Origin of the sequence: Shewanella sp. SM23 (assembly GCF_025654295.1) — a bacterium.
GTDB lineage: Bacteria > Pseudomonadota > Gammaproteobacteria > Enterobacterales > Shewanellaceae > Shewanella > Shewanella oncorhynchi.
Map to the genome: position 1 here is coordinate 1 of NZ_JAKKRM010000006.1, position 19,135 is coordinate 19,135.

The following is a 19,135-nucleotide window of genomic DNA, read 5'->3' on the forward strand; positions in this document are numbered from 1 at the left end:
GGCCCAAATCATCGCGTCCATCGGCAATTTACGCCGTCTTAACGTCGCAACGCCCTGAGAGTCTAGGCAAGATTGAATTAACTCAGGTTCTAACACATCTGCTAAGCAGGTGAATTCGGTTAGGCGGGTAATATGAGTACGGGCGAGTGCTTCTGAGAGTTGCATAAAAAAATCCGATGACATGAGGTCATCGGATTTTGATCTTTTCAGCGAGATCGTCAAGCGATCTGTCTTAACTGATCGGCATTATGCATGCGCCGGGACTATATTTACACATTGCCGAAGATGGCTGTTTTATTGCCGCAGGGATTTGGCACCCAGAATCGAAAGCCTTAAATGCCATTCGCACTTGTATCGATGAGAATCCCAACGGCTATAAAAAGGCGCTACAAACCTTACAAAGTCATGGATTTAATATGGATGGCGATAGCTTAACTCGACCACCAAAGGGATTTGATAAAAACCACCCTATGCTGATAGAGCTAAAACGAAAAGATTTTATCGCAGTTAAAAATATCGCCTTTGAGGAACTCTGCCGCCCAGATGCAGCCAGTTTTTGTGCCGAGCAATTTGCACACTGTACTCAACTGATGGCCTATCTGTGTTTTGCGCTGGACTTGGACTTTTAGAAATAGGCTTTTAGAAATAAACTTTTAAAAATAGATTTCTAAAAAACATGGCCTAGGCAAAAACCTAGGCCAATCAAACTATGTCATTTGCAGTTATGCCGTCTGATTAGCACTCAAACTACGTAAATAGTCTTGCAATACAACAAACGCATTGTCTAACAACTCATATTCGCCCGCCTTGCCTAACACTCTAATCCCTTGTAATTGCAGCACTAAAAAAGCAGCAACTTGATGTGGTTGCACATGGGCTAATAGCTCTCCACGCGCTTGGCAAATTTGTAACACTTGGGTGAATGAGGTCTGTAATCGGCAAAATAATCGCTGACATTCCTGCAGCACACTCTCATCGTCGAGGCTCTTTTCGAGCACAGCATTTTGCATAAAACAGCCATACTTTTGCTCCCGCTGCAAAGCAACAAAGCGCGCTAAATAAGCTGCTATTTCAGCTAAGCCCGCTTTTTCATGCAGCAAAGTATCTGAAGCGCCAAAGGAGTAGTTATCGAGGTAGAAACTGAGGCTCTCGCGATAAAGATTCTGCTTGTCGCCGAAACTGTTATAGAGACTAAATCGATTAATGCCTAAATGGCCGACGAGATCGGAAATCGAGGTTTCGGCAAAGCCCTTTTGCCAAAAAAGCTCCATCGCCAATATGAGTTTTTCTTGCCGATCAAAATTACAACTCCGTGCCATAGCCTGCGACCTAATCTCTTGAATACGCGTTCATGATCAGCTTCACCATTCCTCTTTACTACAGAAAGTTGAGGGGTAAATCATTCTTGACTGTTCGTTTAGATATGGCGTAAATTCTAACCTAACCGAACGTTCAGAAAAAGCCTTATATGCCCGAATCGAGCATAAAGCACTGATAAAAACTACAGGACTTTAGATGAAACTCTACGAATTAGCTCCGACTCCCAGCGCACGCCGGGTCAGTATTTTTCTTGCGGAAAAAGGCATAGAAGTGCCAAGAGTGAACGTCGATATCCGCGGAGGAGAAAATTTAAGCGCTGAGTTTAAAGCCAAAAGTGCAAATGGCCGCATTCCACTGCTCGAACTCGATGATGGCAGCTACCTGTGTGAATCTGTTGCCATTTGCCGCTATTTAGACGAAATTCACCCGAGTGAGCGTTCACTGTTTGGTAATACACCACTTGAGCGCGCCAAAGTAGAAATGTGGCAACGCATCATAGAGTTACAAGGATTAATGGTCGGGTTTCAAGCCTTTCGTAATTTAAGCGGCGTCTATAAAGACAGGGAAAATTGTGTCGAGTCTTGGGGCGTAGAATCACGTCAAAGGGTCATTGACTTCCTACCAAGCTTAGACCAACAATTGAACACGTCAGCCTTTGTGGCAGGCGATGCATTCAGTATTGCCGATATTTCGGCTTACGTTTTTATCAGTTTTATTAAAAATTTAGACATCGAAGTGACTGATAACTTGCCGCACCTTAAGGCTTGGTTCATCACTATGGCGCAGCGTCCTGCCATAGTATCGTTAACCCCTAAAAAATAGCGGCGCTAATGCCTGATGATGAATATTCATGGGCACTAAAGTGAGTAGCTATAAGCGTTATAACCTAAAGGAATCATCATGATAGATTTATACACAGCCGCGACCCCTAACGGTTTTAAAATTTCCATTGCACTGGAAGAAATGGGACTTGAATATCGCGTCCATAAATTAGATTTCAGCACCAGTGAGCAAAAACAGCCCGAGTTTATCGCCATCAATCCCAATGGTCGCATTCCCGCCATTATCGACCGCGATAACGAGGATTTTGTGGTATTCGAATCGGGTGCGATTCTACTGTATCTCGCCGAAAAAACAAGTAAATTCCTGCCAGCCGATCCGAAAAAGCGCTCACAGGTGATCCAGTGGTTAATGTTCCAAATGAGCGGCGTCGGCCCCATGATGGGACAAGCCAACGTATTCTTTAGGTACTTCCCTGAAAAAATCCCCGCAGCCATTGACCGTTATCAAAAAGAAGGTCGACGTTTATTCGAGGTGATGAATACTCAACTAGCTACAAATCAATATCTTGCTGGTGACGAATACACGATTGCCGACATTGCAACTTGGCCTTGGGTACGCATCCACGAGTGGAGCGGCATCAATATGGAAGGTCTGACACATTTGCAACGTTGGTTAGATGAGTTAGCGCTCAGACCTGCGTGCCAAAAAGGCATAATCACACCGCCACCGGTGGAAATGAGCGATGAAGAACGGGCTAAGCAAATCCAAAAGATGGTGACGAAATAATCACCTTCCAAGCGGTAATTGAGCGATAGCCTGCAAATAACCCTTTGGTACTGAATGCACTATGAGTCTCAGTGACCCAACCACAAAAAGCCCTGCAAGTTGATACTACTTTGGGGCTTTTTTTCTGCCTGTTATCGGGCAAAACTGCTACACTCTGCGCCACTTATTTTTCCCCTCTGTTCGCTACACCTCTTACATAAGGCGCAGTCACAGAAGCATGATCTAGGCTAAATTTATGGGTAATCCAAGCAGCTTCTCTTCCGGTAAAGCATCCAACTCAAACACATCGTCAGCGTTAGATGCAGAGGCGAGCACTCCAGCGCAAAAACGTGCACTCAGTTACGCCAGTACAATTAAGCAATTATTCGATGAAATTCAAAGCAGTAAAATGCCCGCCGACCGTATTCTGGCCAACTACTTTAGAGAACATAAAAAACACGGCTCGAAGGATCGTAAAGTCATCCGTGAATCTTTGTTTAGTCTATTTCGCTGGTGGGGTTGGTTTCAGCGAATAGGTGATCAACAAGAATCAGCGACTTATTTTGCCAGCCTAAGTGCCAGTGCGTTATTGGAAGCCCATGCATGGCAAGATATCGCCACTGCTTGGCATGAGTTATCGCAGTCGCCTATCGATTATCAACAAGCTCAAGCACTTGCCGTTGACAGTCTCGACGACAAACTCACGCTAATGCAGCATTTATTTCCCGCGACAGAGTTTAAGGCACAGGATTTATTACCCGACTGGTTCTGGCAAGTGTGTCCTGTTGATACAGCGCAGCAAACGCAATTAATTAATGCTATGTCTAGTCGCCCACCGATTTGGGGACGCGCGCAAGGGATCACTAGCCAAGATGCGGCGGCGCAGCTGCAAGCGATAGGTATCGATGCTAGTTATGGTCATTACTTTAACGATGCGATTAACCTTGGCAATAAGAGTATGAATCTTAATGAAATCGCCCTGTATATAGACGGTAACATCGAGATCCAAGATTTGGCTTCACAGGTCATAGGGCAAATTTGCGCGCCAGAACCCGATGCCCATTGGTGGGATGCCTGCAGTGGTGCCGGCGGTAAAACCCTGCAACTGCGGTCTTTGATGCTGACCAAGGCTGCTGATACTCAAACACCCTCTACGGGCAGCATTATATCGTCAGATATTCGCTCCAATGCCCTAGAAGAACTCACTAAACGCGCCCAAAGAGCTCACTTTAACGGTATTAGCGTTGCCCGTTGGAAGAGCGATGCCCTCCCCGTGCCAGCGGATCATTTCGACGGTGTGTTAGTCGATGTCCCGTGCAGTTGTACTGGCACTTGGCGACGTAATCCTGATATGCGTTGGTTGGATGGTGTTGAAGCCGTGTCCGATAAAGCCGCGTTACAGCTCGATATTTTAAGCCGTAGTAGCCGCGCAGTTAAAGCGGGCGGCGTACTCGTTTACGCCACGTGTTCCTTGTCGCCGCTCGAGAACCAAGATGTGGTGACAGCATTTTTACAGCAACATCCAGAGTTCACGCTCACGCCGATACGCCATCCTTTTACGGGTGAACAAACAGAAATGTTGACCGTTTGGCCCTTTGAAGCGAATAGTGATGGTATGTTTGTCGCGCGTATGCTGCGCAGCAAGTAACACTAACTCATTATTTTGTATCAAAACTTGGCGCCTTTCATTCTGGGCGCCAGTTTCAATCATATAATATAATTTCCGACGATAATTACACTTATCCTTTAATTATCATAATGATAATCCACATATTCCCCATTGAAATCTCAGATACGGCCATTTCAGTGGCAAGATATAGCCTTTGGACAAAACTTTTCACCATCAGTGATGAAATATTTCGCTTTAGCTTCATCTCACCTTTGGGTAAAAAGATCGGGTGCTGCGAATGGCACAGGTATTTTTGGAATTTTGACCATGTCACACTCCTATGAATTTGACGACGATGATGCGCCATGGGGCGATAACGTCAAAGGTAAGCAAAAGAATAAACGCGTGAAACAGCGCCGCAGAGATACTAAGCGACGTTACTCGGACGATAATACAGAGGTGGATTTCTACCAAAATAAATCGAAGTAACTAAATCTAAGTACCCTTGCTCTCACGGGTTTGTTTTACAAATTCGTTCTGTGCTAAACCTGCCAAATCTGAGCAAGTTGGATAATATCCAACTTGCTACTCAACCCCCTTATCCCCTCTCAAATACTTAATCATTCCAGTGTAAAATCAATGGGCTTAATTGCTTATTTGCCCTATGCTTTTTGGGCTATAACTCCCAAATCATTGGACTTACACTGAAATTTAAGGATGAACGCCATGGAAAAACAGCGCCCCGACTTTATTTATCCCCAAGGCAGTATGTTGATGCACTCGCCCTTAGTGCTAAATAAAGCCGATATGTACGGTTTTTTTCTTAAGGGGAAACAGGAAAACCAGCAACGCTCTATCGATAAAACCTTGAATCAAGTTGCCGGCAGCGCAATGTATTTTAAGGTGCTGTCTCCCTACGTACTGACAACCTTCACTCAAATTGAAAAAGCGTATTCCGCTTATCCAGAGGACAGAGCTAAGGGCTGGATCCAAGAAACGGACATCATCACTTGGGTCATGGTCGGGCGCCAAGATAGCAGCGACAGTAAACAAATCAGCCAAGTGTATTTTCAGCCACTACACATTTGGGTGAACGATGCCATGGCCTTAATTAATGGCAGAGAACTCTTTGGTTATCCTAAGTATTTATGTGAATACACTATGCCAGCGGTTGGCGAACCTCTGACGCGATTATCCCTTGAGACCAAAAGTTTTTTACATTTCTCACCCGAAACCGAACTTGCCCTGCATCCATTAATTGAAGTGAATTGCGATGCCAAACCCGAGGCACAGCTTTCAACCCTTGAAGCGATAGCTCAAACTTGGCAACTCTTTAAAGAACAAACCGATTTTATTCCAGAACTTGACCAGCTTGGCGAAGAGCAGCTATTTCATCTGTTATTTAAACCCGCTATCGATCAAGTATTTCTAAAACAGTTCCCCGACTCGTCAGGGCAAAAAGCCATTTATCAAGCCATCGTTGCCGCGCCAGCCCAAGTGAATAAAGTGCACAGTGTTGCCCTGCTAAAAAATGATTTTGTCGCGACCATTTTTGATAATGCCAGCTTCCCGTTAAAAGATACGCTCGGGGTCGAGATTGGTGAGCAACACGTTTTACTCCCTTACCATGTGAACTTCGATTTTGAAGTGCCGCCCGGCGAGGTATTAGTCGATAACTCCGAAATCAAAAAACAGAAAATAGCCATTCTCGGTGGCGGTGTCGCGGCAATGACAGCAGCCTGTTATCTAACCGATAAACCCGGCTGGCAGAATCAATATGAGATTGATGTCTATCAACTCGGCTGGCGTATCGGTGGTAAAGGGGCTAGTGGCCGCAATGCCGCTATGGGACAACGCATCGAAGAACATGGTTTACACATCTGGTTTGGTTTCTATCAAAACGCGTTTGCCCTAATGCGTAAAGCGTATGAGGAATTGGATAGGCCAGCAAACGCGCCGCTTGCGACTTTTTTTGATGCCTTTAAACCCCATAACTTCATCGTCTTACAGGAAGAAGTTGATGGCCGTTCTGTGAGTTGGCCAATCACTTTCCCAATGCTACCAGGCATCCCAGGTGATGGCACCGAAACCCTCACCTTCTGGAAAGTCGTTAAAGTCGCCTTTGCGTGGATAAAGGAATGGATCAAAGACATGGATGACCTGCTCGATGCAGATGAAAAAGCCATGGGAACACCTAAAAACTGGCTCGATAGCAGCTGGTTTGAACGTTTAAAAGATAAGTTAGAGGATTCAGTCGAAGATGCCAAAGAATCACTCGACGCACTCGGTGATAAGCTTGAATGCCATTTTAATCAAATGATTGGCCGCGAGTGCGATGAGCATGTACACAGTGAAAGTGACGATGGTTTTGTAGAATCAGCTGTCGATGCCCTGCATCAAAGACTCGTGAAACGTTTTAGCGGACATTTAGATAATAATGACGAACTGCGCCACTTATATATAGCCGCCGATCTGGGGCTCACGATCCTCAAGGGCATGTTTGCCGACGATGTATTTGAAAAAGGCTTTGATGCCATCAATGGCTATGATTATCGCGAATGGTTAACCAAACACGGTGCCAGCCTTAAGTACACAGTCGACAGTGCGCCAGTGCGCGGTTTTTACGACTTAGTGTTTGCCTATGAGAAAGGGAACTTCGACAAACCTAATGTCGAAGCGGGCACAATTATCCGCGCTATGCTGCGTATTGCCCTGTGCTATCAAGGTGGCGTAATGTGGAAAATGCAGGCGGGTATGGGTGATGTTGTGTTTACACCTTTTTACGAAGTGCTCAAACGCCGCGGAGTCAATTTCCACTACTTCAATCGAGTTGATAATCTCGAATGTCACAATCAAAGTATTCAAGCGATTGAGATCACTGAGCAAGTAGCTCTAGCGCCGACTGTCACAAAATACGATCCTTTAGTCGATGTGAAAGGTCTCGCTTGCTGGCCGAGTACGCCCAATTATGAGCAGCTTGAGCCTGAGCAATCGGCACTGCTTAAAGCCCATAATATCAATCTTGAACACTTCTGGAGCGATTGGGACAGCGTGTATGAAACTCACTTTGGCAAAGCCCTGCCGAAAAAGCGTTTAGTCAAAGGCGTAGATTTCGACAAAGTGATCTTCGGTCTATCCATAGGTTCTGTGCCCCACGTGGCGAGTGAAGTTATGGCACAAAGCCCAGCCCTCAAGCTTTGCGTTGATAAGGTGCAAACTGTCGCCACTCAAGCCTATCAACTGTGGATGAACCAAGATCTGAATGGAATAGGCTGGCCTAATTACTCTGAAGATGGAGAGGAGCCCGTATTATCGGGCTTCACCGAACCCTTCGATACTTGGGCATCGATGAACCAACTACTAGACAAAGAAGATTGGCGCGGCTTAGAACCTAAAAATGCCAGTTACTTTTGCTCGGCATTGCCTGTCGAGGCCTATCCACCAAGCTCGGATGTAGATTTCCAACAACGGAAAACCTTAGAAGCAAAAGCGGGTGCTATCCATCAACTCAATACCGAAATCCATAAACTTTGGCAAAATGTCGGTGATAGCTTCCCTTGGGAATGGTTACACGATGAACAAGACCGCCAAGGTGTTGCCCGCTTCGATAGCCAATATTGGCGCGCAAATGTAGACCCATCCGAGCGTTATGTCTTATCGGTTAAAGACAGCTCGCAGTATCGCATCACGACAGACGGCACAGGGATAGATAACCTGTATATGACGGGCGATTGGATAAAGACAGGCCTTAATGCGGGCTGCGTCGAAGCGGCGACGATGGCGGGAATGCACACTTCAAAAGCGATATCGGGTAATCCTGCAGTGATTAAGGGCGAAAAAGACTTCTAAGCTCGTCCTTAAATCTAGCTAAGTCGCAAACTTGGACACTGCTCAATCCAAGCAAGATGAAGCTAATAAATCTAAGATAAAAACATAAACGGCGCAGATAAATTCTGCGCCATTTATGTTTTCTAATGCTCTACTTAAACCATTACTTTAAGTTTTTCAATAACTAGCTTAAATGTAGCCTCACATCGACACCGCGAGTATCTGCATACTCTTGACGACGCTTATCCATACGCGATTGATATAAGTGAGTGTCAGCAGAACGCAACCACTCATGGGGATCTGCGACCTCAGTGTTTAACGACATCCCAAAGCTACACTGGCAATCTTTAAAACCATGGCTTGCTAATTCTTCACCTAAGCCACTCAAAGCACTCTGTAATAACTGGATACCAGCAGAAGGCGTCACAATCACAAACTCGTCACCACTAATACGATAAACCTTCATGTGCGCTAAGTCTGTTGCTTGCAATAACTGCACTATCAACAGCAATAATCTATCGCCTTCTTGATGGCCGAGTGTTTCATTGACACTTTTCAGACTATCGATATTCAATAGTGCTAACGCCATTGGTTGCACGACTTTATCGGCAAATCCTAATTGTGAGTTCATATATTCGTCAAAAGCATAACGATTACCGACTCGCGTTAATCCATCTAAACGTGCCTTTTCCCATGCAATCGCTAACTCTTCAATATGCGCCTTACGTTCCTCAGCAAGTAATTTCAGCTTATTCGCTAACGCTAAGGACAGTAATAACGCATCAGCCGTACCGCCCATCAGAGTCGCAAGCTCTGCATGTTCAATGAAATCAGGAGTGAGCCCCATATTTCCGGGTAAAATAATCACCGCAGGCAACAGCAAGCAGGTAAAGGCAAGAATAAAATAACGTGCAGGAGCAAAGCCTTTCATCAAACACACATTACCGCAGGTAATCGCTAAAGCAATCCATAGCATGATCAGTACAGAGGCAATAATTGCCGTATAGGACAACAACCAAATACTGGTCGGCAGAGCCACAATACAGGCAAACATTAAATACTGACTAAGACGCCACAGCCGTGGTGAGTAACTAGGCAACTGCAGGAAGTGCTTGTAAAACATGATATTAAAAATGGGTAAACTGATGAAAAACAGATGATGCAACTCAAGGTAATGAAAATTAAATAAGTGTGCTGGCAAATGGAAAGTCAGTGCCCAGCCACCAAAATAAGCAAATACGTAAAGGCCATAGTAGAGAAAGGCTTTATCAAGAATAGAGATATAAATCAAAATATTATATAAGGCGATAAACAATAATCCGCCTAAACACAGCAGCACTGCCATTGCGAGACGGTCAGACATCAACTGATGATCCGCCACACTTTGCAATGCTATCTCAGGGGGAGAGGAGTAATAACGGCTACTCAGCTTCACCACCAGCCAATAATCCGTGCCCATATTCAAGGTGACCTTACGGCCATAATCGAATAAAAACTGGTATGGAGCACTGTAGCCACTGTGGGCATGTTGTACGCTGCCGTCACTGCCGAGTATCCAATAATCTACGGATTCAATAATCGAATTACTTGCATCCACTACCCAGTTTGATTGACGTTGATTGACCATCACAGGTGTAATCATCCAATAATCGCCACCGGTTAAGCTGACCGAACTAGCTTCGTCGAGTTGTCCCATCCAATGGGGCACGGTTTCAAACCGATCAGGAGGCTGTTGATCCGCTTTAGCATGGAACAAATACGGGGAGTCCAACGCAATTTCAGCGCTTAATACAGAGGGACTTAATGTCCACAAGAAAAGTAAAAAACACCCAAATAGAGTTTGTTTAAGTTTGTTCATCGGCTTATTTAGTTAAAGGGCCATAGATCATTTTTACAGCTATGAAGAAAATGCTAATGCTGTCAATCTTAGTCGATAGTTGGATTTGTAGGTTAACTTTATGGCTACATTTAGTTTTTTACAATCAGTTAGGCTAAATTAGTCGGATATACCATGCCTTATGATGCTATTTTAGTCTCAAAGTCCAAACTGCGGCATGAAATTCAAGATACACCTCAATACTGACTTATTTTTGCTGGGATCCTATGCAGCCTCTATTGATGATTTTAGCCGCACAACTACTGATTGCCAGCGGTAACCTATTGGTTAAGTTGCTTGAAACCAATGTGCCTGTTTTTCAACTGGTGCTCTACAGGCAATTATTTGCCACTCTGCTTGTACTGCCTTTTGTGTGGCACTTACAGGGTAATCTTAAACTGAGTCCTTTTTACAAAGTGCATCTCGCCCGCGCACTATTGATTGGACTGGGCAACGCCATTTTTATGCTTGCTATTCTGCATCTTCCGCTCGCGACAGTAACAGCCGTGATTTATACCTCACCCTTGTTACTGCTAGTACTATCGGCCATTTTTTTAAATGAACGTATTGGTTATCGACGCATGGTCGCAGGTCTTATCGGCTTTAGCGGCATTTTGCTTATCAGCCAACCAACAGAATTTAACCTGTATATAGGTTTAGCCTTTTTCGGTGCCATAACATCAGCATTGAATAGTTTGATTTTAAAGGCCTATTCGACCCATGAACATCCTTTTTCCATGCTCTTTTGGTCTAATGCCTTTGCGATGATATTTCTGATACCTGCGACCTTATACGAAGGCGCCGAATTTAGTTTACCAGTGGCGCAAGTGGGGCTGACTTTGGGACTATTTTATATTGCCATGACCTATCTCATCATCCATGCCTATCGACGTGCCGATGCGAGCCAAATGGCACCAGTAGAATATACAGGATTGATTTTTGCAGCCTTGTTAGGCTGGTGGATACTCGATGAAGAACTCAGCCTAGTGATTTTAATCGGTATTGGATTAGTCATTTTCTCATCCATATTGCCAAGCTACAGTGAGCTAAAGGCGAAATGGAAAAGCCGGCGAAGTTAACCTCGGCCGGCTCTTTAATTCGACATCTCGATCGCAATACAGCTAAATCAATATGCCTTGTGCTTAGAAACGGAATTTACCGCCAATATACACACCATCTTCGAAAGTAAAATTGCGGGCATCATCGTATTCGAAGGCAATCTTGCGGTAACCAACATAAAGTGCCATGTTTGGCGTTATACGGTATTGCACTTTTGAGTCTAATTCATAATGACCATCAACATTGCCAAATGACAATACAGACGGTGCATAATAAGCCGCAGCGTGCAGTGAAATATTGGGTCCCATTGATAGTGCATAACGACCACCAACAGAAACAGCACTGCCATTGGGTGAATAGTCAGACCAAAGCTGGCTTAACTGAGCACCGACCTCAAAGTGATGCACACCCGCATCATGGGTCATGTGCATTGCACCTTGAGCGATATGGCCGCCTTCATCCGCATAGATATAACCCAAAACCGCGTTAGTATCTCTGTTCAATTGCAGTTCTAACTCAGTTGAAACCACATCGTTGTTCAACCCAAGATTAAATTCTGACGCATTCACTTGCAGCGCTGCTGCACTCAATAATAAGACACTTGCTACTCTGAACTTAGCCATAAAAAAACACCTCAATAATGACTGTGGGTAATAGCCGCGGATCATACCGAATAAATAAAGAAAATCAGCCTATTTGCGTATAAAGAGGGATTATTTGCGAGGAATATACAAATGTAAAACAAGATAAAAACACATTAAGATCTAAGTCCTTTCACTTACAACACAATTAGACCACAGGGGTACGATCGCCAACTAAAGACTGCATTATCGCTTCAACATCGACATTAACGCTTAAAGCTAAGTAATACCAACCCACAGTATTTCCTGTGCCACGGATACTCAAATAATTACGCCAAAACTGAAAACCTGCCTTCAATAAATTAGCTTGACTCGACGTATTCTCGGCGCGAATAGTGGCGTATAAAATCGACATTCCTAGGGCCTTTGCCACCTCAATCCGTTTATGAGTTAACCCTTGTGCTATGCCTTGACGTCGATAATGGGGCGATACCACCAGATAACCCAATTCACCGACAGTGCCTTTATCAACAGTGCCTTTACCAGCTTTTATCGCAGCACAACCCACTATCTCACCCTCGATAGTTTTCGCTAAGATCACCGCACGGGAATGGAAAAAGACCTGATGATCCAACGGATGAGCATTATCATCACGCCCATCAATTAATTGTGCCGCCAGCGCTAATTCTTCCGGCTTTTCACCTATAACAAACTGAATGTTATTCATATCCAGATTAAACCGTTAATGTTCCCAACATACGCTGAATGCACACCAAATTGCCGTGCATTCATCTTCCAAACTCACCCAAGAGCCCACGCTACAGATATAACAACGTCGCCATACCTAAGAAAGTAAAGAACCCCACCACATCGGTCACAGTCGTTAAGATCACTGAACCCGATAACGCCGCATCTTGATTAAACTTCTGCAACACCATAGGCACTATCACCCCAGCAATAGCGGCAACGGCCATATTAATCAATATCGCACAGCCAATCACTATACCTATCGTCGCTTCACCGAACCACCAGCCAGAGACTAAACCTATCACTATCGCCCACAAAAATCCGTTAACTATGCCAATGCCGAGTTCGTTTTTCATTAGCGAAAACAAGTTACCCGCCGAAATCTGTCCCATGGCCATGCCGCGGATCATTAGCGTTAGAGATTGGCTCCCCGCGATGCCGCCCATAGAAGCAACAATCGGCATCAACACAGCTAATGCAACCACTTGCGATAGGACATTTTCAAATAAACCAATGGTCGCTGAGGCAAGGAAAGCCGTCAGTAAATTGATCCCAAGCCATACAGCACGGCGCTGAGCACCTTTCATAATCGGGGCGAACAAGTCGTCGGATTCATCCATACCCGCTGTTGCCATCAACTGCGCCTCATAATGCTCACGCACTAATGCCGTTGCGGTTCGTAGCGTCACGCGGCCGATTAACTCTCCGGACTCATCAATCACAGGCAATTCAATTTCGCGGCTGTGCTCTATCGCTTCGGCCGCTTCCAAAAGACTCGTATCGGCGGATAACGCACGGCAGTCCTCAGACAAAAGTGAAATCAATAACTCATCGGGATTATGTTTAAAAATATCATAACGACGAACAGTACCTTGATACTTATCCAGATCATCAACGATAAACAAATTGTCGTTACAATCGAGCTCTATACGGCGAAAGAAGCGCTGCGCTTGAGCAACTGTCGCCTTATCACTGAGCACCAACATTTGATGATCGGTATAACGGCCGATTTCATTCTCAGAGTATTGATCATAAAGTTCGAATCGTTGTCGCTGACGCTCTCCCATCTGAGCCAAGGCACGATCGGTAAAACTTTCAGGAAGATAATCACTCCACTCAATTAAATCTTCTGGGCTTAATTGCGCAAATAACAGATCCACTTCATTGTCAGGCATCCGCTTCAGGATCCCCATACGTGGATCGGCACGCATTAGGCTCAGCACAGTCACTCTGTCAGCAAATTCAACTTGCTGCCAACGCTCATAACGCTCATCCAAGGGCAAGGACTCAAGCGCTAAGGCTATGGTTCCAGGTTCTGAGTCATTCAGAATTTCACTAAACACTTCAGCCTGTTCTTCGCCTTCAACTTCAGTGAGTTGTTGAACTACTTGCCCCACATCAGCTTGCATGTTTGTTTCGTATTCTGCGTCATTTTCTATCACACAGATGCCCTTTTCTTTAGCCACAAAATTGCTGTAACTATATTGATAATTAAGTAAATTAGCAAACCCACAAAATAAATTGCGCACAATTATATTGCTGAAAATTATTTTAAGGTTTATGCTGTTTGGCTAAGATCCTACGGAGGTGAACATGACTACGAATATATACAGCCAATCAGCAACAGACATTCAAGGCAACGCGGTAAGTTTAGAGCAGTATCGAGGCAAAGTACTCTTAATCGTCAACACCGCCAGTGAATGTGGATTTACACCGCAATACAAAGGATTAGAAACGCTATATCAAGAATACAAAGATAAAGGATTAGTGATTTTGGGCTTTCCTTGCAATCAATTTGGCGCCCAAGAAAAAGCCGATGAACAAGGCATTCAAGCCTTTTGTGAATTGAATTTTGGCGTGACGTTTCCGCTATTTTCTAAAATAGAAGTGAATGGCGAACATACGCATCCACTTTATCAATACCTTAAGAAAGCCGCTCCCGGCGTATTAGGCACTAAAGGTATTAAATGGAATTTCACTAAATTTTTAGTTAATCGCCAAGGCGAAGCAATCGAAAGATTTGCATCAACGACCAAACCCGAAGCATTAGAAAGTAAAATTGCTGCTTTGCTAAAATAATTTAATCACTATCTATTTGAAATCTTGCAATTTATAAAAATTTAGATTTATTTTAATTTTTTATGGAACTTTAACCGTACAAGGCCCCTCAAATGTATTGAACAGTGAATGTCTTTTTCATGTTCATCATCTCCCTGGGGCTTCTAGCGCAGTCCCCTTGACCTAGGAATAGGTCATTAGGCAACCATTAGGTTGCCTTTTTTTATCCCTTTATTTTATATGTAAGATAAATGTAACAACTAAGTGTGGGCACTCAATATCTCTCAAAAACTTTTTTTGTCTTTTTTCTGATATCGGTGAACTTAATTAAAAATGGCGACTCTGAGTATAGGTAAGGATTAACGGATAAGATTAAATGCACCTTGAGAATGAAATATGTGAAGTCGCAGTTTCATGCACTCAAATGACACAGTTTCTGTTTTATCGCATTGAGTCGAATTGGTTGGTCGTTCATCATCATCTCCCTTTTGGGACACAATAGAAAACACGCTAGCGCACTGAATTCTATTTGTATCCCGCACTGATTTCCTTGTGGCAACCTTAGGTTGCCATTTTTTTTACTCAAATTTCAACAAGCGCTAACGCTAGCTTATAGATTAATAAACTGACACGCGTTTAATTTTTTATCCCCCATGATTTTAATGTAGAAAAAATGTAACACTTAAGTGTGAGTACTCAGTATTCCCCAGAAAAATGTCCCATAAAATCTTTTTTAAACTTTTTGGGATTTTTTTCTGATATCAGTGAACTTAATTAAAAATGGCGACTCTGAGTATAGGTAAGGATTAACAGATAAGATTAAATGCACCTTGAGAATGAAATATGTGAAGTCGCAGTTTCATACCCTCAAATGACACAGTTTCTGTTTTATCGCATTGAGTCGAATTGGTTGGTCGTTCATCATCATCATCTCCCTTTTGGGACACAATAGAAAACACGCTAGCGCATTGAATTCTATTTGTATCTCACACTGATTTCTTTGTGGCAACCCATAGGTTGCCATTTTTTTTACCTAAATTTCTATAAGCTGAGTGATTTGTCCAATTGAACTTGAATCGAAGGATGATAGCCTGCACGAGCCTTTGTATAGATGTCTTTTAATTCAGAGTGATATCCCGCAATTTGTAACTCAGCATAGAGTGGCCGCACAAATTTACCGCGTCCAATACGCACTAAATAGGCACTTAATGCCGGCAACACAGGATCATAATGATTACGAATCGCGACTCGAAACCAATCACAGGCAATTTCTGCATTAGTCGATTGGGTTAATTGGAAGGTTTCATCCAGATCCATCAATTGAACTTGACTAACGACTTCAGGTAATTGGGTCAGAAAATATTGCCAATGGTGCACTCGCCAATCTTTAACGCTTAATCGGCCCGCTGCTGTTCCCTGTAAAAAACACGCCAGCGCATCATCGACTTTATCTAAACTCATGGATGTTGGTCCGCAATAGCCCTCAGGTAAGCCTTCACCATAAATCCACGTTAATAGTTCAGCTTCAGTGATTTTATCTGCGTGTAATTGCAGTAAAGTTTGTTTTGCGTACTCGACAAACACTTCGGTGGTAATGGCTTTAAACGCAAAATGATTCACATAAGTGAGTAAAAATTTATCAAATTCTACTCGCCCTAGCCTGCGCTCTAAATCATGGACAAACATCGAAGCCTTATCATAAGTAAAACGATTAAAAGCAAGATTAGGATCGTCATGCTGCACATTAGCGGGTAAAGTTTGCTTATCCTTAGGCAAAGACGCTATTTCTTCTTTTAAGCGACCAAACTCTATTACCCATTCTAATTCTGCCTGTTCTTTGCCGTAGACAGCCTCGACAATACGGTTAGTAAAATAAGTCGTGAAACCTTCGTTTAACCAGAGATCACGCCAAGTCGCATTACTGACCAAATTGCCCGTCCAAGAATGCGCTAACTCATGGGCAACGGTTGACACTAAGCTTTTATCACCAGCAATGAGTGTGGGCGTTAAAAAGGCTAAACGCGGATTTTCCATTCCACCGAATGGGAAACTCGGCGGCAAGATAATCATGTCATAGCGGCCCCATACGTAAGGACCTAACAATGACTCGGCAACGTCGAGCATGTGTTCAGTATCTTCAAACTCTTTTGCGGCGGCCACTAACGTGCTCGGCTCGGTATACACGCCGCATCTTGGACCTATAGCTTGAAAGGCAATATCACCCACAGCCAAGGCCATTAAATGGGTCGGAATAGGCTGTTCCATCTCAAAGTGAAACACACCATTAAGTGGCGTATCGGGATGATTCATCGCGCTCATAACGGCGCGCATGCCTTTGGGCACTTGCACCTTAGCATCAAAAGTTATCCGCGCCTTAGGCGTATCTTGTAATGGGATCCAACTACGGGCATTGATCGGTTGCGATTGACTAAAGAGGTAAGGTAACTGTTTACCCGCGGTTTGCTCAGGCGCTAGCCACTGTAATCCTTGGGCGGACGGAGAGGTTTGATAGTGAATACAAACCTGCTTGCAAAGAAATGCAGGTAAAGTGATACACAATTTTTGCCCGAGTATGGGGTCAGCTTCATTAAGCACAAAGTCGAGCGGTTCTTCATCCATTTCTGTTAATGCACTCACCCCCTCTGTAGCATTAAAACAAGTCACAGCGAGTATGGTTAGATCTCGACTATCAAGCCAAAGCTCTGTTACATCACACTCAAGAAAATCCAAGGACAGCGTCGCTTTAGCGAAAAGACGCTGCGCGTCAAAATCCACCATGACATCCAAAGAGACATGGGTCACTTGCACTTGTTCGGTATTCGCAAAAGAATGGTAATCTCGGGTTAAATCCCAAGGGGCTACATCAGCTAACATACTCTTAGTTGGTTGCAACACTGTCGCCTCGATATTCAAGTTTTGAGCGGTATGTTCTAAATAGTGAGTTATGAGTTACCTTGCTGTGATAACGGGCTTGATAACTTATCACTAATCATTGGGAGGTATTATCGACTGCAAATTTACTCAGAGGCAAATCGTAACTGAGCTCTAGAGCTCCTTAGGAACAAGTTTTTTGTAACAGTTCATCTTTGGGTGTAGGTACCGAGTTTGCAATAAGCTATCTCTAGCTTGCTGGATTTATCGGTAGTCACAGTAGAAGCAGCTAAAATTGAGACGTGCAAACTTGGCAAAAATCGAGTCAGCCTCTTTTTATAAAAACAAAATACAAAATTATTTAAAATATTTCGCACTTTCCCTGAACTAATTTGATGATGCTGAGTCAGATATTATGAACCGAATCTTTGTAATGAGTTTCTTCGTTCATCATCATTCTCCTTTAGATGGTTTCTAGCGCGACCGTCCCAAGATTCCGAATTGGAATTTACAGCAACCTACTTAGGTTGCTTTTTTTATGTCTTTAATTTGTTCTAAATTCGACATCATCACACATTTAAAACCACAAAAACAAAAAGGACCTCCTGAGAGGTCCTTGATTAACAAGCCGTTTGGCTTACAAGCGAATACCTACTTGCTCTAAATCTTTAGCAACTACGCTATTAGGCACAGGTACATAACCGTCTTTTTCTACCACTTGCTGACCTTGCTTAGACAACACATAACGCAGGAATTCTTTTTCCATTGGTGCTAAGTCTTTGTTTGGTTGCTTGTTCACGTAAACGTATAAGTAACGTGATAGTGGGTAAGTACCATTAGCAGCGTTTTCAGCTGTAGCTTCGATAAACTCATTACCTTTCTTAGCGATGGCAACAGCTTTAACACCTGCAGTTTTGTAACCGATACCTGAGTAGCCAATCGCATTCAGAGATTGAGAAACAGATTGCACAACAGAAGCTGAACCAGGTTGCTCGTTTACGTTAGCTTTAAAGTCACCTTTACAAAGCGCGTGCTCTTTAAAGTAACCGTAAGTGCCCGATACTGAGTTACGACCGTAAAGTTGAACGTCTTTGGCAGACCAGTTACCGTCTAAGCCTAAATCGCCCCAACGTTGGATGTCACTGCTACCGCATTTGTGAGTAGAAGAAAAAATACCATCAACTTGCTCAACGTTTAAGCCTTTGATTGGGTTATCTTTGTGTACGAATACGGCTAAAGCATCGATAGCTACACGAATCGCAGTTGGCTTATAACCAAAATGCTTTTCGAACGCTTCAACTTCATTAGGCTTCATCTTACGGCTCATAGGACCGAACTGTGAAGTGCCTTCAGTCAACGCTGGTGGCGCAGTAGAAGAACCCGCCGCTTGGATCTGAATGTTGACGTTAGGGTACATTTGTTTAAATTCTTCTGCCCAAAGTGTCATCATGTTGGCTAAGGTATCTGACCCTACAGATGATAAGTTGCCAGATACACCGCTCGCTTTTTCATAAGTAGGCAGAGATGGATCAATCGATGCCATCGCAGTGGCAGAGAATACACCAGCGGCTGTTAGAGTAATCGCGCCGACAAGCTTTTTCAGTTTCATTATGTGCTCCAGTAGTAAGCTAACTAATT

At 43.8% G+C, this 19,135-nt stretch carries 15 protein-coding genes and 1 pseudogene; 8 read left to right on the plus strand and 8 right to left on the minus strand.

Annotated elements, in window-relative coordinates:
- Nucleotides 1–183: transposase domain-containing protein (locus L5L98_RS09550; RefSeq protein ID WP_263140309.1), on the minus strand; the 183-nt coding region annotated here is incomplete at its 3' end.
- Nucleotides 184–248: 65 nt separating this feature from the next.
- Here L5L98_RS09550 and L5L98_RS09555 point away from each other — a divergent pair.
- Nucleotides 249–629, plus strand: a pseudogene (locus L5L98_RS09555) (TIGR02453 family protein); the annotation flags it as partial.
- A 93-nt stretch (nucleotides 630–722) separates the two neighbouring features.
- Here the strand turns inward: L5L98_RS09555 and L5L98_RS09560 are convergent.
- Nucleotides 723–1,319, minus strand: coding sequence for a TetR/AcrR family transcriptional regulator (locus L5L98_RS09560; protein ID WP_263140312.1), 597 nt, complete (start codon nucleotides 1,317–1,319; stop codon nucleotides 723–725).
- A gap of 196 nt (nucleotides 1,320–1,515) precedes the next feature.
- On the opposite strand from L5L98_RS09560, the gene L5L98_RS09565 reads away from it, so the two are divergent.
- The 5 genes from L5L98_RS09565 to L5L98_RS09585 all read left to right on the plus strand — a co-directional run bounded on the left by L5L98_RS09565 (nucleotide 1,516) and on the right by L5L98_RS09585 (nucleotide 8,326).
- The gene (locus tag L5L98_RS09565) at nucleotides 1,516–2,142 is read left to right on the plus strand and encodes a glutathione S-transferase (protein WP_263140314.1); all 627 of its coding nucleotides are present in this window, start codon (nucleotides 1,516–1,518) and stop codon (nucleotides 2,140–2,142) included.
- Nucleotides 2,143–2,220: 78 nt separating this feature from the next.
- Complete coding sequence (locus L5L98_RS09570; RefSeq protein ID WP_263140316.1) at nucleotides 2,221–2,889, plus strand: glutathione S-transferase family protein; 669 nt, start codon at nucleotides 2,221–2,223, stop codon at nucleotides 2,887–2,889.
- A 235-nt stretch (nucleotides 2,890–3,124) separates the two neighbouring features.
- Nucleotides 3,125–4,516, plus strand: a complete 1,392-nt coding sequence (locus L5L98_RS09575) for an RsmB/NOP family class I SAM-dependent RNA methyltransferase (protein WP_263140318.1) — start codon at nucleotides 3,125–3,127, stop codon at nucleotides 4,514–4,516.
- Nucleotides 4,517–4,804: 288 nt separating this feature from the next.
- Nucleotides 4,805–4,966 (plus strand): hypothetical protein, encoded by a 162-nt coding sequence (locus tag L5L98_RS09580; protein ID WP_006080915.1) that lies wholly within the window; start codon nucleotides 4,805–4,807, stop codon nucleotides 4,964–4,966.
- A gap of 237 nt (nucleotides 4,967–5,203) precedes the next feature.
- Nucleotides 5,204–8,326 (plus strand): NAD(P)-binding protein, encoded by a 3,123-nt coding sequence (locus L5L98_RS09585; RefSeq protein ID WP_263140322.1) that lies wholly within the window; start codon nucleotides 5,204–5,206, stop codon nucleotides 8,324–8,326.
- A gap of 163 nt (nucleotides 8,327–8,489) precedes the next feature.
- On the opposite strand, the gene L5L98_RS09590 is transcribed toward L5L98_RS09585, so the two are convergent.
- Nucleotides 8,490–10,163: a diguanylate cyclase gene (locus L5L98_RS09590; protein ID WP_263140323.1), complete on the minus strand. Its 1,674-nt coding sequence runs from the start codon at nucleotides 10,161–10,163 to the stop codon at nucleotides 8,490–8,492.
- 245 nt (nucleotides 10,164–10,408) lie between these two features.
- Here L5L98_RS09590 and L5L98_RS09595 point away from each other — a divergent pair, with 245 nt between their 5' ends.
- Nucleotides 10,409–11,260 carry a DMT family transporter gene (locus tag L5L98_RS09595; protein WP_131525349.1) on the plus strand — a complete coding sequence of 284 codons (852 nt, stop codon included), beginning with the start codon at nucleotides 10,409–10,411 and terminating at the stop codon, nucleotides 11,258–11,260.
- A gap of 63 nt (nucleotides 11,261–11,323) precedes the next feature.
- On the opposite strand, the gene L5L98_RS09600 is transcribed toward L5L98_RS09595, so the two are convergent.
- From L5L98_RS09600 to L5L98_RS09610, 3 genes are all read right to left on the minus strand, one after another.
- Nucleotides 11,324–11,863: a YfaZ family protein gene (locus L5L98_RS09600; protein WP_263140325.1), complete on the minus strand. Its 540-nt coding sequence runs from the start codon at nucleotides 11,861–11,863 to the stop codon at nucleotides 11,324–11,326.
- A gap of 166 nt (nucleotides 11,864–12,029) precedes the next feature.
- On the minus strand, nucleotides 12,030–12,548 hold the full coding sequence (locus L5L98_RS09605; RefSeq protein ID WP_263140327.1) for a GNAT family N-acetyltransferase: 519 nt from the start codon (nucleotides 12,546–12,548) through the stop codon (nucleotides 12,030–12,032).
- Between the two features lie 91 nt (nucleotides 12,549–12,639).
- Nucleotides 12,640–14,010 carry a magnesium transporter gene (locus L5L98_RS09610; RefSeq protein WP_028760672.1) on the minus strand — a complete coding sequence of 457 codons (1,371 nt, stop codon included), beginning with the start codon at nucleotides 14,008–14,010 and terminating at the stop codon, nucleotides 12,640–12,642.
- Nucleotides 14,011–14,161: 151 nt separating this feature from the next.
- Here L5L98_RS09610 and L5L98_RS09615 point away from each other — a divergent pair, with 151 nt between their 5' ends.
- Entirely contained in the window at nucleotides 14,162–14,647 is a 486-nt protein-coding gene (locus tag L5L98_RS09615) for a glutathione peroxidase (RefSeq protein WP_263140330.1), read from the plus strand.
- A gap of 1,020 nt (nucleotides 14,648–15,667) precedes the next feature.
- On the opposite strand, the gene L5L98_RS09620 is transcribed toward L5L98_RS09615, so the two are convergent.
- Nucleotides 15,668–17,521, minus strand: coding sequence for a M1 family metallopeptidase (locus L5L98_RS09620; RefSeq protein WP_263140332.1), 1,854 nt, complete (start codon nucleotides 17,519–17,521; stop codon nucleotides 15,668–15,670).
- A 613-nt stretch (nucleotides 17,522–18,134) separates the two neighbouring features.
- Nucleotides 18,135–19,106, minus strand: coding sequence for a PstS family phosphate ABC transporter substrate-binding protein (locus L5L98_RS09625; RefSeq protein WP_131522972.1), 972 nt, complete (start codon nucleotides 19,104–19,106; stop codon nucleotides 18,135–18,137).
- Between the last annotated feature and the right edge of the window lie 29 nt (nucleotides 19,107–19,135).

Bases quoted from the DNA above. Each gene is read 5' to 3' on its own strand.
- L5L98_RS09560 (WP_263140312.1), bottom strand. From the start codon at position 1,319: ATGGCACGGAGTTGTAATTTTGATCGGCAAGAAAAACTCATATTGGCG.
- L5L98_RS09565 (WP_263140314.1), top strand. From the start codon at position 1,516: ATGAAACTCTACGAATTAGCTCCGACTCCCAGCGCACGCCGGGTCAGT.
- L5L98_RS09570 (WP_263140316.1), top strand. From the start codon at position 2,221: ATGATAGATTTATACACAGCCGCGACCCCTAACGGTTTTAAAATTTCC.
- L5L98_RS09575 (WP_263140318.1), top strand. From the start codon at position 3,125: ATGGGTAATCCAAGCAGCTTCTCTTCCGGTAAAGCATCCAACTCAAAC.
- L5L98_RS09580 (WP_006080915.1), top strand. From the start codon at position 4,805: ATGTCACACTCCTATGAATTTGACGACGATGATGCGCCATGGGGCGAT.
- L5L98_RS09585 (WP_263140322.1), top strand. From the start codon at position 5,204: ATGGAAAAACAGCGCCCCGACTTTATTTATCCCCAAGGCAGTATGTTG.
- L5L98_RS09590 (WP_263140323.1), bottom strand. From the start codon at position 10,163: ATGAACAAACTTAAACAAACTCTATTTGGGTGTTTTTTACTTTTCTTG.
- L5L98_RS09595 (WP_131525349.1), top strand. From the start codon at position 10,409: ATGCAGCCTCTATTGATGATTTTAGCCGCACAACTACTGATTGCCAGC.
- L5L98_RS09600 (WP_263140325.1), bottom strand. From the start codon at position 11,863: ATGGCTAAGTTCAGAGTAGCAAGTGTCTTATTATTGAGTGCAGCAGCG.
- L5L98_RS09605 (WP_263140327.1), bottom strand. From the start codon at position 12,548: ATGAATAACATTCAGTTTGTTATAGGTGAAAAGCCGGAAGAATTAGCG.
- L5L98_RS09615 (WP_263140330.1), top strand. From the start codon at position 14,162: ATGACTACGAATATATACAGCCAATCAGCAACAGACATTCAAGGCAAC.
- L5L98_RS09625 (WP_131522972.1), bottom strand. From the start codon at position 19,106: ATGAAACTGAAAAAGCTTGTCGGCGCGATTACTCTAACAGCCGCTGGT.